This window comes from Oleispirillum naphthae, assembly GCA_027864655.1.
Taxonomy (GTDB): domain Bacteria; phylum Pseudomonadota; class Alphaproteobacteria; order Rhodospirillales; family Rhodospirillaceae; genus Oleispirillum; species Oleispirillum naphthae.
On sequence record JAQAZG010000001.1, the window covers coordinates 22,592 to 38,441 of the forward strand.

The window sequence follows — 15,850 nt, forward strand, 5'->3', positions numbered from 1 at the left end:
TGCCGCGCCCCGGCGGTCAGCGTTCGCGAAAAGCCTCATGTTTGAGCTTGAGAACCGGGCGAATCAGGTAGTCGAGCACCGAGCGGGTGCCGGTGTGGATGTCGGCGGTGGCCTGCATGCCGGGGGAAATCGGAAATTCGCCGGGCGTATTGCCCATCCAGGTCTGTTCCGTCTCGACGATCACCTGGAAGTAGGGCTGGCCGGTCTTGGCGTCGGTGCTGGCATCCGGCGCGACCACGGTGACCACGCCGTCGAGGCCGCCGTAACGCGAATAGTCGTAGGTGGAAATCTTCACCAGAGCCTTCTGCCCGACCCGCACGTAACCGCGGTCCTTGGGCATCAGGCGCACGTCGATCTGCAGCTTCTCGTCGGTGGGGACGATCTCCATGATCGGCGCGCCCGCCTGCACCACGCCGCCGATGGTGACGTAGCGCATGTTCTTGACGATGCCGGCGATGGGGGAGCGGATCTCGGTGCGCACCTGCTGGTCGTCGGCCTTGTTCATGTATTCGGCGTTGCGGGCGAGGTTCATCCGCGCGGTGCCGAGGGTCTCGCTCGCCTCGCGGCGGAAGGAGAGGCGGGCCTCCTCGGCGCGGTTGGCGGATTCCTGCAACGCCGCCTTGGCGCGCGGCAGGGTGTGGCTCAACACCGACATCTGGCCGCGCAGGGATTCCACCTCGGATTGCAGTTGCAGGTGGTCCATCTTCGAGGTCAGGCCCTCGCTCAACAGCGACTTCGACATCGCGAGCTTTTCCTGCGCGAGGCGCAGCCCGGTCTGCACCGAGTGTTCCTTGGCTTCCAACTCGCGCACTTCCTCGGTCTTCTGCTGGTGCTGCTGCTGCAACACGGAAAGGGTGGATTGCAGCTCGGCGAGGCGGGCCCTGTGGGTGTCGCGCTCGGCGCGGGCGAGGTCGGGGTAGCGCTTCTCCAGCTCGGGCGGGAAGACGAGCGGCTTCCCCTCGGCCTCCGCGGCGAGGCGGGCGATGGCGAGGCGCTGGCTGTCGATGCGCACCATCAGTTCGTCGCGGTTGATCGCGGTGGAGGCGAGGTCGAGCTGCAACAGCGGGTCCCCGGCCTTGACCACCGAGCCGGGCTTGACCATCAGCGCGATGACGATGCCGCCTTCGAGGTGCTGGACGACCTTGACCTGGCCCTGCGGGATGACCTCGCCCTCGGCCACCGCCACCTCGTCCAGCGGCGCGAACGCCGCCCAGAAGAGGAACAGCGCGACCAGCCCGCTCACCACCCAGGCGAGGCGGCGGCCGGGCAGGGCGGCATGGCGCGCGAGGAGCGCGTCGAGGGCAGTCTCAGGCATGGCCTTCGCCCCCGATGTTGGGCTTCTTCGGCGGCGTCATCGGCAGCGCGCCCTTGGGCACCAGGGATTGCAGCACCTTGGCCGCGGGGCCGAAGCGCGCGGGACCGGCGAGCGGCAGCAGCAGCACGTCGCGCGCCGCGGAAAGCAGCACCGGGCTGTGGCTGACCACCACCACGGTGCGGGTCGCGGCATATGCGATGAGGCTCTGCCGCAGGATGTCCTCGGCGGCGCGGTCGAGGTTGCTGGTCGGCTCGTCCAGCAGCAGCACCGGCGGCTCGCCGAGGAAGGCGCGGGCCAGGCCGATGCGCTGGCGCACGCCGCCGGACATCAGGCCGCCCGCCTCACCGACGTCGGTGTCGTAGCCCGAGGGCAGGAGGCGGACGAACTCGTCCAGTCCGGAGCGCTTCGCCGCTTCGCGCAGCGCGTCGTCGGAAGCGCCGGGGCAGGTGGCGAGGATGTTGTCGCGGATGGTGCCGGAGAGCAGGAAGGTCTCCTGCGGCGCATAGCCGATCCAGCGGGTGAGGTCGTCGCGGCCGAACTGCGCGAGGTCGCCGCCGTCGAACAGCACCCGTCCCTCGCCGGGCACGTAGAGGCCGAGCAGCAGTTTCAACAGCGTGGTCTTGCCGCTGCCGTTGGGGCCGATCACCGCGGTGATGCCGCCGGGACGGATCGGCAGGGAGAGCTTGCGGATCACCGGGTGGCCGCCGCCGTGGGCGAAGGAAAGCCCGTCGAGGTCGATGCGGCCCGCGGGCGCGGCGAGGGTGAGCGCGGTGTCCTGGCGGTCGATCGGCAGGGAGAAGAGGGAGTCGAGATGCGCCACCGCCTCGCGGAAGGCGGCGAGCGAGCGCCAGGTGCCGACCAGCTGGTTCAACGGCTGCAACAGGCGGGAGGCGAGCATGTTGCCCGCGATCAGCCCGCCCATGGTGAGGTTCTGGGAAAGGATGGCGAGCGCGCCGAAGCCGATCACCGCCACCGAGGCGCCCATGTTGAGCACGTGCGAGATCGCGGCCATGCGGTCGTTGAGGGTGCCGCGGGTGATGCTCTGCTCGATGTGCTCGGCCTGGGCGGCCTCCATGATCGGGCGGATATGCGGCTCCAGCCCCAGCGCCTTGATCGTGGCGCGGCCGAGCACCGCCTCGGAGACCAGGCGCTCCAGGCCCTGGCGGGTGCCGCGTTCCTCGCTGCGGCGCGCCTGCACCATGCGGCCGGAAACCACGGCGAGCGCGGTGAACGCGGCGACGAACAGCAGCACCACCCACAGCACCGCCTTGGCGACGACGGCGATGAGGACGAGGAAGATCACCAGGAACGGCAGGTCGGAGAGCAGCACCGCGGCGCCGCCGGAGACCATGTTGCGGATCACCTCCACATCCTGGAACATGCGCTGCCAATGGCTTGCCGGGCGTTTTTCAAGTTCCGACAAGGGCAGGCGGAGGAAGGTGTCGGCGATGCGGCGGTTGAGCCGCACGTCCACCTCCAGCGCCACGCGTTGCAGGATGCGCGAGCGCACGATGCGGAACAGGTAATCGACGATCAGCACCAGCGCCATGCCGATCGACAGCCCGGCGAGCGTCGCCAACCCGTTGTGGAAGACCACGCGGTCGTAGACCTGGAGCACGAAGATCGGCACCGCGATGGCGATGACGTTGAGCACCAGGGAGAGGATCAGCACGTCGCGCAGCAGGGGCTTGGCGTCCCGCGACAGATCGCGCAGCCAGGCGGGCAGCGTGAAGCCGCCCATGCCCGGTACGGTTTTACCACCCCATCCCGTCATCGTTCGGCCCGTTTCCCCCGGTGGCGCATCAGAGGGGGTTCCCTTGCTGTTCCTGGGTCACGGAGATGTCCGAGGCCATGATCGTGCTGTTGGACGTGGCGAACTGATAGGAATTTTCCGTCGTGGCGGCGTTGCCGTCGGTGGTGTACCAGAGTTCGTAGTCGCTGCCGTCTTGATAGACGAATACCGCCGCGCCGCTGACCCCCAGGTTGCCGCCGAAGGTGGCGTCGTCGGTGGCGATGTCGCTCGCCCCGTTGATGCCGTTGAAGCTGTCGGCGTCCAGCAGGATGGAGTCCACGCCGCTGGTGAAGGCGCTGATGGAGTCCAGGCCCATGGAGGCGAAGATCTCCGCCACGCTCTCGCCGGAGCCCTCGAAGCCGATGGTCTCCGCCCCGTCCCGGCAGACGATGAAATCGTCGCCGCCGAGGCCGAACGCGGTGGCGCTGTCCGTGTCGCTGCCGGTGAAGCTGTCCGCCGCGTCGGTCAGACGGAAGGTCTCGATGCCGGAGACCGTGCCGGTTGCGCTGTTCCCCGCGCCGAGGTTGAGGGTGAAAGTGCCGTCGTCGGCGATGATCGAGACGCCGCTGGAGCCGGAGACGTGCTCGAAACTCAGGGTGTCGTTGTCGGCGCCGCCTGCGATATCGGTGACGTCGCCGTTTCCAAGCTGGCCGGCATGGAAGGTGTCGTCGCCTTCATTGCCGACGATGCTGTCGTTGCCGCCGCCGAAGATCACGGTGTCGCCGCCGCTGCTGCCGTAGAAGGTGTCGGTCACGCTGCTCAGTTGGTAGACGTCGATCCCGGAATAGACAGTGGCCGCGCCGATCGGGTTATCGCCGGAGTCGTAGAACCCGATGGTCTGGGTGTAGGGGTCGGAGAGGTCGGTCACGGTGTAGTCGGCGCCGGTTCCGTCGATCTGCAGGGTGTCGGTGCCGGAGAGGCCGCTATCGCTGATCGCACCAGTGTGGCCCATGCCGCTGGACCCGACGATCAGCAGGTCGCTGCCGTCGCCGCCGTCGAGGCGGTCGTCGCCTGCGCCCGCGACCAGGGTGTCGTCGCCGCCGAGGCCGTAGAAGGTGTCGTCGCCGGACCCGCCGTCCACGTATTCGCCGAGGCCGGTGCCGCTGAAGGTGTTGCCGTACTCGCTGAGGTGGAAGGTCTCGAAGTCGTATACGGTGAAAGAGTACGTCTCTTGCGCATCCTCGTATTCGAAGGTGAGGTAGGCATTATCGCCACCGTCGATGCCGGGGGTGGCGCTGAGGGCGAGGTGGTAGGTGAGGTTCATGGTGTCGCTGCCGCCGCCGCCGTAGAAGACCATGTCGCGGCCGCTGTAGTCGGAGGACAGGGTGACGCGGTCGTCTCCGGTGGAGCCGACGATGGTGGCGACGCCGGAATAGGCGGTGGTGTATGCCGTCTCGTCCTCCGGCGGCCCATAGGGAATATAAGCTTCCGAGAAGTCGATGGAGATCGTGTAGCCTTCGTCGAGGTTGGAGAAGTCGAGCACGTCGGAACCGTTGCCCTCGATGGTGTCGTCCCCCAGGCTGCCGAAGAAGGTGTTGAGGCCGTCTTCGCCGTAGAGTTCGTCGTCGCCCGCCCCGCCCTGGAGGATGTCGTCGCCCGCGCCGCCGTAGACGGTGGCGGCGGTGTCGCCGCCGATGAAGGTGTCGGTGACACTGGAGAGGGTGTAGGTCTCGAAGCCGTCGAAGGTGGCGGCCTGGGCGCCGTCCACGCTGAGGATGCCGGTGGCGGCGTTCACGGTGGCCGAGGCGATGCCGGTGAGACTGCTGAGGTCGAGCGTGTCGTTGTCCTCGATCTCATGGGTTTCCGCCGAGGCGTCTTCGCTGCCGTAGTAGGCGTCGGTGCCGCCGAGTCCGCTCACGATCACATCGTCGTCGCCTTCGCCGCCGATGAAGACGTCGTTCCCGTCGCCGGTGTAGAAGGTGTCCGCGCCGTCGCCGCCGAAAGCGCTCACCCCGGCGAGGCCGGTGGCGACGTATTCCTCGTTTTCGGAGTCCCAGTAGGCGCCGAACACGTCGTCGCCCGTGGAGCCGACCAGGGTTTCGAAATTCTGGGCGTCGATGGTGGCGTTTGCGAACATTTGCACGTCGCCGCTGATTACCCCCGAGGCATTGATGCTGAGTATACCGTCGAAGGAGCCGGCGATGATGCGGCCGTTGTCGAAGCCCTCCAACATCAGGGAGAAGTCCAGGGTGTCGTCGCCGCCGCCGCCGTCGGCCTGATGGTAGACGTTGTACCCGAGACTCGCGATGAAGACCGTGTCGTCGCCGCTGCTGCCGGTGAAGTCGGTGGAGATGCTGCCCAGCACGTAGGACTGGAAGCCGGAGAAGCCGGCGGTGGCGATGGTGGTGGTGGAGCCTTCTCCATTGTCGTACAGCGCGGTCAGGGTGCCGCTGCTGGCGTCGATGGAAAGCTTGTTGGCTTCCGTGTAGAAGGTGCTGTTGCCGACCTCGTAAGACTTCGTGGCATAGAAGCCGGAATCGATCTCCAGGGTGTTGGCGCCTTCGCCGCCGATGAAGGTATCGACGTCCTCGAAATCGGCGGAGTCGATGGTGACGGTGTCGTCGCCTTCGCCGCCGTAGAAGGTGTCGTCGCCATAGCTCGCCTGATAGGTGTCGTCGCCAGCGCCGCCGTAGACGGAGCCGTAACCGGAGAGTCCGCCGAGATCGTCGTCGCCCGAGGAACCGATCAGGGTTTCGAATCCTTCGACTTGCAGATCCTGGACGGCGCCGCTTACGTAGATCGCTCCGTCCGTGCCGGTGGAGATGCCCTCGTTGGTCTGTTCGTCGATGCTGAGCAGGGAGAAATCTATGGTGTCGCCGCCGTCGCCGCCGTCGATCTCTCCGGTGGTGGTGGTCGCGGTGACGTAGACCGTCTCGTCGCCGCTGCCGCCGGTGAAGGTGAACGCCCCGGCCGAGGCCTTGAACACCGAGATGTTGCTGTATTCGACGAAGTTCGACGACCAACTCCCGGGGGTGCGCCAGGCGTAGCCGTCATCGACGGTGATGGCCTCTTCGAGGGCCGAGAAATCGAGGATGTTGCTGCCCATCCCTCCGTCGATGATCACCGGGTTGACGCTCAGGGTGGCCGTTTCCGCGATCTCGAAGGAGTCGTCGCCCCCGCCGCCCGCAATCGAGGAGAACGAGGCGGATCCGACGCTGTAGAGGTGGAAGCTGTCGTTCCCGCCGGTTCCGATCAGGGTTTCGATCATCGCCGCCGAGTCCGTGGAGACGGTCTCGTCGGCGGAGTCCTCGATCGCGATGGCGGAGTACGCGGAGGCGTTGCTGTCGATCACCACGTCCAGGTGCTTGCCGCTCAGGTTGGCGTAGCTGAGGACGTCGTTGCCGTCGCCGGTGTTATAGGTGTCGCTGCCCCCGGCGCCGGTATAGGTGTCGCCGCCGAGGCTGGCGTAGAAGGTGTCGGCGCCCGCTACGCCGGCCACGCTTTCGGCGGCGGCGGAGCCGGTGAACACGTCGTTTTCGGTGGAGAGGGTGTAGTTCTCGAACTCCGTGATCTTCACCGTGGCGCTGGAACTGGTGAAGGTGGCGAGCATCGCGCTCAGCCCGGAGCTGTAGGAGATGGTGACGCCGTCGTTGGTCGGCAGGCTCGAGAAGTCGATGGTGTCGGCGCCGTCGCCGCCGACGAAGGTGTCGTTGCCGCCGAGGGCGGCATAGGAGGACGAAACGAAATCGACGCGGTCGTCGCCGGTCCCGCCGAGGAACACGTCGGTGCCCGAGGTGGCGGCGTAGGTGTCGCCGCCGCCGCCGCCCAGAACGGTCATGCCGCCGGTGCCTTCGAAGGTGTCGTTGCCCGAAGAGCCGATCAGGGTTTCGATGCTGGTCAGGCCGGTGTCGCCGCTGGTGGAGCCGCTGATGGTGACGACGGAACCCTCCACCGTGAGGGTGGAGCCGCTCAACTGCGAGAAGTCGGCGACGTCGTTGCCGCCTCCTCCATGGAAGAAGTCATTGCCCGCGGAGGCGAGGAAGGTGTCCGCCAGGTTCGATCCGGTCAGGGAATCCGCGCCGCTGCCGCCCTGGAACACCTCGACGTTGGAGAAGGTGAGGTGGTAGGCGTCGTTGCCCCAGGAGGCGGTGCCGCTCCCGGCGTTCAGGGTGACGTTCGTCGAGACGCCTCCGAAGCTCAGGATATCGGCGCCGTCGCCGCCGTCGAAGGAATCCCCCGCGACGTCGTAGGCGTTGAAGGTGTCGTTGTCGTCTCCGGCGAGGAAGGTCGTGCCGCCGATGCTGCGCAGGGTGTCGGCGGAGGCGGTGCCCTTGAGGATCTCGATGTCGCTGAAATGATAGGTGCCGTCCCCGGTGTAGGCGAGGTAGCCGTTGGAATAACCGACGTAGATGCCGCCCGAAAGGGCGGAGAAGTCGGCGGTGTCGGTGTCGTCGCCGCCGTCCATGAAGACGGTGCCGCCGCCGCTGCCCGCGACCAGGGTGTCGTTGCCGGTGCCGCCGAGGAGATGGGCGAGGTCCGCGTTGTCGGAGTGGAGCACGTCGTTGCCCGCGTCGCCGTAGACCGTGCTGGTGCCGCTGCCCGCATGCAGGGTGTCGTCGCCGTCGCCGCCGTGCAGCACGTTGCCGTCGGTCATGTTGTCGGCTTCGTAGTCATGCAGGGTTTTCGACCCGCCGTAGATCACGTCGTCGCCGTCGCCGCCGTCGATCGCGTCGTTGCCGCCGCTGCCGTAGAGGGTGTCGGCGAGGGCCGAGCCGGTGATGTTGTCGGCCTGGTCGCTGCCCTCGATCACCTCGACGCCGCTGAACGCCAGGGAGCCGCCCGTCCAGGTGGCGGCGCCCAGGGAGACGTCGATGACGACCGGGCCGGTCACCGCGTCGAAGTCGATGAAGTCGGCGCCTATGCCGCCATGGAAGGTGTCGGGTGTTTGCGCGACGTCCAGAACGTACAGAGCGTCGTTGCCCGATCCGCCCTCGATCAGCACGCCGCCGAGGGAGGAAAACTCGTCATCGCCGGAAGTGCCGATCAGCACCTCGATGTTCTCCGCCGTATCGGACGAGGTCTCGGAGGTGGCGATAATCTTCCCGCTCTGGCTGTCCAGCTCCACGTTGATCGCGGAGGGGAGCGACGAATAGTCGAGGGTGTCGATCCCCTCGCCGCCGTCGATCACGTTGATCCCCGCGCCCGAAACGATGAGGTCGGCGCCCTTGCCGCCGAGCAGGGTGTCGGCGCCGGGGCCGCCATAGAGAATGTCGTTGCCCTCGCCGCCATCCAGGTAGTCGTTGCCGGAGTAGCCGGTCAGCACGTCGTTGCCCGCGAGGCCGTAGAAGGTGACGTCGCCCGCACCGATGAAGGTCATCGCGTCGATGCCCTCGGTGCCGGTGTGGACGCCCGCCGTGGCGTAGAGGCCGCCGGTGCCGTCCGGCGTTTCGACGACGATGTTGTTGTCGTCGTTGTTGTTCTCGTTCTCGTTGTTGGTGGCGGTGGTCTGCGTCACCGTGGCGATCAGGGTGGTGACGATATCGACCAGCGGGTCCGTCGTGGCGACGGTGGGGGGCTGCTGCTGTTGCTGTTGCACCTGCTGCTGAATCTGCTGCTGCATTTGCTGCAGGTTCTGGTTCGACTGCCCTTCCTGGCCCTGCTGGCCTTCCTGGCCCTGCTGCCCTTCCTGCCCTTCCTGGCCTTCCTGCCCCGGTTGCCCGCCCTGGGTCGCGCCCTGCACGAAGCCGGGGTTGCCCGCGGCGGCGGGCAGGTGGCCGGTCACCGTGCCGTACTGCTGGGTGAACTCGGCGGCGGTCATCGTCTGCACCACCACCGGGGTCGCCGGATTGATGCTGACCTGCGCGGCCTGCAACACCGTGGACAGGGTGAACACGCCCGCCGAGGTGACGAGGACGATCTCGCCGATGGTGCCGTCGGGGTCGCGGATCAGCACGATGCTGGTCTGGCCGTCGCTGCCCACTTCGCCGGAGCCCGAGGTGCCGCGGAAGCCGATGGTCGCCGAGGGTGTGGTCACCTTCATCGCGTCGGGCGAGGTCTTGGCGATCTGGCCGCTGATGAAGGCGAAAGTGCCGCCCAGCACCCCGACGTTGGCGGAGCCGCTCTGCGTGCCGGGGTCGTAGACCATCTCGTCGAGCACCATCTTGCCGCCCGCGCCGAGCGAGAAGTTGGAGCCGTCGAGGAAGACGATACCCACCGCGCCGCCCGCGGCGGTTTCCAGCACGTCGCCCTGGTGCACCGCGTCGCCCACCTGCAGGGTGGCGCGCGTGCCGTCGGCGTGTTCCACCGTGACCGTGCCGTTCAGCGTCTTGACCGTGCCGATCGAAGCGGCGGGGGCGGCGTTGCCCGCGGCCTGCGCCAGGCGGCCGTCGCCGCCGGAAAGCCGGTCCGCCCACGAAGCGCGGAAGGCCATGCCGCCGTCGAGCTGCAAATCGCTGTGCGCGTCGGAGAAGAAGTAGCCCTTGACCAGCAGTTCGTCCCCCGCGGCATCGACGATGCGCAGGTCCTGCCCGGAGTGGGAGAACTCGGCGTGCGCCAGGCGCTCCATGTTCCAGTCGGACGGCAGGCGGTTGCCGGTGACGACGGTCGCGGAAGGCGCGGCGACGGAACTGGCAGCGGCAGAGAGCGACATGGCGAGGCCCTTCCAGAGTTGAGACGGAACCCTGTTGCGTTGCAACCAAACTTATAGTGGCCTTGCCGCCGGTTCGCGGCAACACCCTAAAAAAGCACAAGACCTCTTGCCCTCGGTAGGTCACTATGAACGTGTTTTCGGCGATCTTCAAATGTTGTGGCGGCTTTCCTGGAAAAAACCGACCGCGCCGCTGCGGTTTGCAAGGCGAGGGGGCAATGAACAAGGCGAGACGTTCCATCGGGGGTTGGTCCGGCGCGCGGAGCGCCTTGCGCAGAGGTTTGAAGCGCGCCTTCATGCCGACGATTCCCCGCGTCATTGCGCTCGCATTGCTTGCGGGAGTGGTCGCCCTGCGGGTGATCGACCCGGTTTCCCTGCAGATGCTGCGGGTGCGCACCTTCGACGTCTACCAGCAGATCAAGCCGCGGCCGCAGACGCCGGGCATGGTGACCATCGTCGATATCGACGAGGAAAGCCTGAAGCGCCTCGGCCAATGGCCGTGGCCGCGCACCCTGTTGGCGCGCATGCTCGACCGCCTCACCATGATGCGGGCGGCGGTGGTGGGCTTCGACGTGGTGTTCGCCGAACCGGACCGCATGTCGCCGAAAAGCCTGGCGGAAGAACTGCCGACCCTGCCGCCCGGCGTGCGCGGCCAACTGGCGAGCCTGCCCTCCAACGACGCCCTGTTCGCCGAGGCGATCCGCCATTCCCGGGTCGTCCTCGGCCAGACCGGCCTTCCGCTCGACCGGCCGGTGCCCGCGGACGCGCCCAAGCCCTCGGTGGCGGTGCTCGGCGACGGGCTCACCCGCTGGGTGGAAAACCATCGCAGCCTGCTGCGCAACATCCCGGAGATCGACCAGGCCGCCGCCGGGCACGGGGTTTTCACCGTCGCCGCGGAGACCGACGGCGTGGTCCGCCGCGTGCCGATGGTCCTGTACGTGCAGGGCAACTTCTATCCCTCGCTCAGCGTCGAGATGCTGCGCCTCGCCGCGGGGCAGAAATCGGTGCTGATCAAGACCCGCGACGACATCGGCGTCGAGGGGCTGCGCATCCGCGGCCTGCCGCCGATCCGCACCGACGCCAACGGCCGCGTCTGGGTCTACTTCGCCAAGTCCAACCCGGCGCAGTACGTCTCCGCCTACAGGATCCTCGACGGCACCGCGCCGCCCGAGGCGATCGCCAATCACCTCATCCTCGTCGGCACCTCGGCGGCGGGCCTGCTCGACATCAAGGCGACGCCGCTGTCGCCGTTCCTGCCGGGGGTGGAGGTGCACGCCCAGATTCTCGAAAACATCCTCACCAACGCCCAGCTCCAGCAGCCGCGCGACGCCGTGGGGGTGGAGGTCTGCCTCGCCGTCGCCATCGGCCTGGCGATGATCGTGCTGCTGCCGCTGATCGGCGCGCGGCCGACCATGGCGCTGTTCCTCGCCGCGGCGGGCGGCGCGGTGGCCTGGTCGTGGCACGCCTTCGCGGTGCAGAAGGTGCTCTACGACCCGGTGCTGCCCAGCCTCACCGCGCTCGTCATCTTCATCTTCCTCACCTACACCAGCTACGCCAAGGAAGAGGCGGAACGCCGCCAAGTGCGCTCCGCCTTCAGCCACTACATGTCGCCCGCCCTGGTCGAGCGCCTCGCCGCCGACCCCTCGCGGCTCAAGCTCGGCGGCGAGATGCGCGACATGACGCTGCTGTTCTGCGACGTGCGCGGCTTCACCACGATTTCCGAGCAGTTCGACGCCGAGGGCCTGACCCGGCTGATCAACCGCTTCCTCACCCCGATGACCGAAGTGATCCTCACCCGCCAGGGCACCATCGACAAATACATGGGCGACTGCATCATGGCGTTCTGGAATGCGCCGCTCGACGATCCGTCGCACCAGGCGCACGCCTGCGAGTCCGCCCTCGGCATGATCGACGCCTTGAAAGAGTTGAATGAGAATCTGAAGAGCGAGGCGGAAGCCGAGAACAGGAAATACATTCCGATCAACGTCGGCGTCGGCATCAACAGCGGCGTGGTGTGCGTCGGCAACATGGGGTCGGAGCAGCGCTTCGACTATTCGGTGCTCGGCGACGACGTCAACCTCGCCTCGCGCCTGGAGGGCCAGTCGAAGACCTACGGCGTCACCACCGTGGTCGGCGAGAACACCGAGCCGCAGGTGCGCGACTTCGCGCTGCTCGAACTCGACCTCATCCGCGTCAAGGGCAAGACCGTGCCGGTGCGCATCTTCGGCCTGGTCGGCGACCGCGCCATGGCCGCGACGCCGGAATTCGCGGCGCACCGCGCGGCGCACCACCGCCTGCTCGCCGCCTATCGCGCCCAGGACTGGCCCGCGGCGGAAACCGCGCTGGCGGACTGCCGCGCCTCGCCGATCGGCGCGCTGATCCCGAAGTTCTACGAGATGATCGCGGAACGCATCGTGATCTTCCGCGAGGCCTCCCCCGGCGCGGACTGGGACGGCGTGTTCGTCGCCACGTCGAAGTGAGAAAAGCCAAAACTTCGCGGGGGACCTCAGCCCCCCGCACCCCCCCTAACTTTATTTTGCGCGAAGCGCCGTAAAGCCGTCACGCGGCGTGACGGTTGATGGCCGCTGCGCGGCGAAAACAAGTTAGGGGATCAAAGGCCCTTTGCGGGTCCGGGCAGGGCCCGGCCTGGTTTCTCTCAGTTCTGCGCGACGCGCGGGCCTTCGAGTTCGCCCATCGCCAGCAGCAGCTGGTAGGAGGCGAGCTTCATGTCGAAGGTGGCGGAAGTCTGGTTGATCCGCGCGTTATAGACTTCGTTCTCGGCATCGAGCACGTTGAGCGCGGTTTCCTTGCCCGCGTCGCGCAGCTTGGTGCGGGCGGTGAAGACTTCGCTGGCGATGTTCATCGCGTTGCTGAGCAGCTCGACGCGTTTGCGCGCGGTGTCGAGCGCGTGCCAGGCCAGCCGGGTCTGCTCCACCACCTTGCGGTTGGCGTGCTTGAGGTTGTCCATGCCGGCGGCGTGGTCGAAGGCGGCCTTGCTCACCTCGGCGCGGGTCTGCAAGCCGTTGAACAGGTTCCAGCTCGCCTGCAACAGGATGGAATAGTCGCGCCGGGTGCCGATCACCGCATCGCGGCCGTTCTCGTAGCCGTGTTCCATCACCAGGTTGAAGGTCGGCATGTAGCCCGCCTCGGCGACGGAACGGCTCTCCTCCAGGGCGCTCGACTGGGCTCGGCTCACCGCGATCGTCGGGTTGCCGCCCGTGGCGCGCTCCATTGCGACATCCAGGCTGTCGGGGATGAGGGCCTCGGGCACCGGCGGTTCGGTCATCGTGGCGACCTCGGCCGGATGGTCGAAGATCTGCATGTAGCGGCTCATCGCGGCTTCCAGCGCGCCTTCGAAGGCGACGCGCCGTTCCCTCGCCAGTTGCAGGCGGGTCTTGGCTTGCAGCACGTCCACGGCGATGCCGGAGCCGCGGCGCACCCTCTCGTCCTCGAGGTGGAGCTGGCGGCGGATGGTGTTTTCGTTCTGCGCGGCGAGCGCCACCAAGCGAGTTTGCTTCAGCACGTCGAGGTAGGCGGAAATCCCTTCGAACATCACGTTCTGCGTGGTGCCCGAGACGGTGAAGCGCGCGGCGTCGCGCTGGTATTTGCTGGCGGCGTAGAGGCCTTCCCGCGCGCCGCCGTCCCAGAGCTTCTGCGTCAGCGAGAAGGTGTAGGTGTTGCGGTCGCGGTAGAACGGGTCGAGGCGCTGCTCGCGGCGCGCCGGGTTGTCGATGCGCTCCATGCCGGTGTCGGCCTTGACGTCGATCGACGGCAGGTAGGTGCCCCACACCTTGTTGACGCCTTCCTCCGCGCCCGAGGCGGTGTTGCGCGCGGCGCGGATTTGCGGGTGTTCGCGGAGCAGGATCTGCAAGGCGTCGGGAAGGGTTTCTGCGTGCGCAGGCGCAGCGACCAGAGCGGCTGCGGAAGCCGCCAGAAGAATGGCACGATGGGACGCTGCCGCCACGATGGACACCCCGGTATCACCCCGAATTTACGTATTTATCCCCGATCGGCGGCCCCGAGGCAACTCTAATAGTGACGAAAATCACAATCGTGCGCGGAAAACCTGACTGCTTATTTCTCAGGCACGAAGAGATTCCCTGCGAACAGCGCGGCGAGGGTGCGGATCAGCACCCCGACGACGATCGCGGTGGTCAGCGCCAGCGCCAGCCAGCAGATCGGGGCCATCGCCTCCGCGCCGGTGCGTTCGTGATACTCCAGGGCGGCGATGGTCAGCGCGTCGAGGGGGAAGGTGTAGGCCCACCACGACACCGCGAACGGCACGGCGAGGAACTGCCGCGCCATGGTGAGCACCAGCAGCCCGAGGAAGAGGGCGGAGTAGAACAGGATGCGGGCGAAGGGATCGATGCCGCCGGTGAGCGCCTCGTAGGAGATGAAGCCGATGGCGGGCGGCGCGATGAGGATGAACAGGGTCGGCACGAACTTCGCGGGAAGCTGGTCGTGGAAGACGATGCGGTAGAACACGACGGTGAAGAGGATCACCCAGAAGACGATGCCGATGGAGAAGAAGAACCACGACACCTCGACATGGCCGAGCGGCGCGCCGGTGAGCGGCACCAGCAGGTTGCCGACCACCGGGATGAACCAGGCGGGGTTGGAGTGGTGGATGTCGTGGTTGCGCACGATCCAGCGCTTCAGGAGATGCAGGGTGAAGGCGAGGTGGATCGCCGCGCCGACGCTCCACAGAGCGAAGGCGGTCTGCGGCCCGATGCTGAGCGCCGCGCGGGAAAGCAGCAGGATGCTGATGCTGAACGCAGGGAAGAAGTTGGCGCGGATCGGGTTCTGGAACTCGGCGGCCACCGCGTGGGGGTGGCGCACCGCCTTGGCGGCGTAGAGCGCGGTGAGCGCGAGGAACACCGCGGCGGCGGCGGCCAGAGCGGCATTGCTGACGTGGGCGGGCACATGGAGCACGGCGTGCGCCTTGCGCCAGGCGAGGCCGAGGCCGCACACCCCCATGACCACGGCGAACAGCGGCGCGGGAACGTGTTCGAGCCAGCCGCCGGGGCGGCCGTCGGCGGGAGCGGGAGAGGCGGCGGACATGGGGGCGGCTCCTGTAAGATTAGATAATTCTAATGTTACTAGGCGATCGCCGCGCGGTTTGCAACTCAAGAAAAAACCGCGCCGGAAGGCGCGGTGCGATGGAGGCCGGAGCCGGAATTGAACCGACGTACGAGGATTTGCAGTCCTCTGCATAACCACTCTGCCATCCGGCCACAGGAAGGGCAGCCCGTGCGGGCACGCGAGGGCGCAACTATACGGTCCGCGGCGCGGCGATCAAGCAAATTTTTGCGTCGGCGGCCTCATCTTCCGCGGATTGCCGCCTATGGGCGTTCTCCGCCTTTCTGCTATGCTGCGGCGAACCGTTGCGGGGGAGGGGAAAATGGCGTCGCGTGGAGCGTTTTGGCTGCTGGCCGCTGCCGCCGTGCTGACGGATGCGGGCGCCGCCCGCGCCGCCGCATGGCCCGATGCGGCCTGCCGGGTGCCGCTTGCGGCGGTGGAGAACGCGCAAAGCCTGGCGCGCACCCACGCCAGACTGGCGGCGGGGGAGGCTCTGACCATCGTCGCCTTCGGCTCGTCCTCCACCCAGGGCGCCGGCGCCAGCGCGCCGGCTTTCGCCTATCCGGCGCAGTTGGAAACCCTGCTGCGCCGCCGCGCCGGGGTGAAGGCGCGGGTGATCAACCACGGCATCGGCGGGCAGACCATCGCCGACATGCGCGCCCGCCTCGCCCGCGATGTGGTGGCGGCCGAGCCCGACCTGGTGGTCTGGCAGGTCGGCAGCAACGCGGCGCTGCGCGCGATGCCGCCCGCGCGCTTCGACGCGATGCTCGATGCCGAGGTGCGCCGCCTGCGCGAAGCGGGCATGGACGTGATTTTGATGGACCCGCAGAACGCCCCGGCGGTGGATTCCCGGCCCGAGGCCGCGGCGATCATCGCCGGGGTGCGCGCCGCGGCGGAGCGCGGCGGCGTGGCGCTGATGCCGCGCCACCGCATCATGGAGGCGTGGGCGGCGTCGAAAAGCCTGCCCGGCCGCGCCGTCGGGCCGGACGGCCTGCACATGACCGACCTCGGCTACCACTGCCTGGCGGTGCTGCTGGCCGAGGGGATCACCGGCAGGCCGCTGCCCCCGAAGGACTGA

General features: G+C 67.6%; 7 protein-coding genes and 1 tRNA gene. 2 read left to right on the forward strand and 6 right to left on the reverse strand.

Annotation, left to right across the window (positions count from 1 at the left end; all coding sequences use genetic code 11):
* Positions 1-16: 16 nt before the first annotated feature.
* The 3 genes from O7R11_RS00095 to O7R11_RS00105 are packed head-to-tail and all read right to left on the reverse strand — an operon-like array spanning position 17 to position 9,696.
* Complete coding sequence (locus O7R11_RS00095; RefSeq protein WP_337995438.1) at positions 17-1,315, reverse strand: HlyD family type I secretion periplasmic adaptor subunit; 1,299 nt, start codon at positions 1,313-1,315, stop codon at positions 17-19.
* Entirely contained in the window at positions 1,308-3,089 is a 1,782-nt protein-coding gene (locus O7R11_RS00100) for a peptidase domain-containing ABC transporter (RefSeq protein WP_337995439.1), read from the reverse strand. Before O7R11_RS00100 ends, O7R11_RS00095 begins: the two co-directional genes overlap by 8 nt.
* Positions 3,090-3,117: 28 nt before the next feature.
* Positions 3,118-9,696 (reverse strand): FecR domain-containing protein, encoded by a 6,579-nt coding sequence (locus tag O7R11_RS00105; RefSeq protein WP_337995440.1) that lies wholly within the window; start codon positions 9,694-9,696, stop codon positions 3,118-3,120.
* Between the two features lie 293 nt (positions 9,697-9,989).
* Here O7R11_RS00105 and O7R11_RS00110 point away from each other — a divergent pair, with 293 nt between their 5' ends.
* Complete coding sequence (locus O7R11_RS00110; protein WP_337995441.1) at positions 9,990-12,173, forward strand: CHASE2 domain-containing protein; 2,184 nt, start codon at positions 9,990-9,992, stop codon at positions 12,171-12,173.
* A 176-nt stretch (positions 12,174-12,349) separates the two neighbouring features.
* Here the strand turns inward: O7R11_RS00110 and O7R11_RS00115 are convergent, their stop codons facing one another.
* From O7R11_RS00115 to O7R11_RS00125, 3 genes are all read right to left on the reverse strand, one after another.
* Entirely contained in the window at positions 12,350-13,657 is a 1,308-nt protein-coding gene (locus tag O7R11_RS00115) for a TolC family outer membrane protein (protein WP_337995442.1), read from the reverse strand.
* 110 nt (positions 13,658-13,767) lie between these two features.
* The gene (locus O7R11_RS00120; RefSeq protein ID WP_337995443.1) at positions 13,768-14,754 is read right to left on the reverse strand and encodes an SLAC1 anion channel family protein; all 987 of its coding nucleotides are present in this window, start codon (positions 14,752-14,754) and stop codon (positions 13,768-13,770) included.
* A 99-nt stretch (positions 14,755-14,853) separates the two neighbouring features.
* Positions 14,854-14,927, reverse strand: a tRNA-Cys gene (locus O7R11_RS00125).
* Between the two features lie 167 nt (positions 14,928-15,094).
* Between O7R11_RS00125 and O7R11_RS00130 the strand changes: the two genes are divergently transcribed.
* Complete coding sequence (locus O7R11_RS00130; protein WP_337995444.1) at positions 15,095-15,850, forward strand: SGNH/GDSL hydrolase family protein; 756 nt, start codon at positions 15,095-15,097, stop codon at positions 15,848-15,850.

Excerpts from the sequence above, each read along its gene's own strand:
- O7R11_RS00105 (WP_337995440.1), bottom strand. The coding sequence starts at position 9,696 with ATGTCGCTCTCTGCCGCTGCCAGTTCCGTCGCCGCGCCTTCCGCGACC.
- O7R11_RS00095 (WP_337995438.1), bottom strand. The coding sequence starts at position 1,315 with ATGCCTGAGACTGCCCTCGACGCGCTCCTCGCGCGCCATGCCGCCCTG.
- O7R11_RS00110 (WP_337995441.1), top strand. The coding sequence starts at position 9,990 with ATGCCGACGATTCCCCGCGTCATTGCGCTCGCATTGCTTGCGGGAGTG.
- O7R11_RS00120 (WP_337995443.1), bottom strand. The coding sequence starts at position 14,754 with ATGTCCGCCGCCTCTCCCGCTCCCGCCGACGGCCGCCCCGGCGGCTGG.
- O7R11_RS00130 (WP_337995444.1), top strand. The coding sequence starts at position 15,095 with ATGGCGTCGCGTGGAGCGTTTTGGCTGCTGGCCGCTGCCGCCGTGCTG.
- O7R11_RS00100 (WP_337995439.1), bottom strand. The coding sequence starts at position 3,089 with ATGACGGGATGGGGTGGTAAAACCGTACCGGGCATGGGCGGCTTCACG.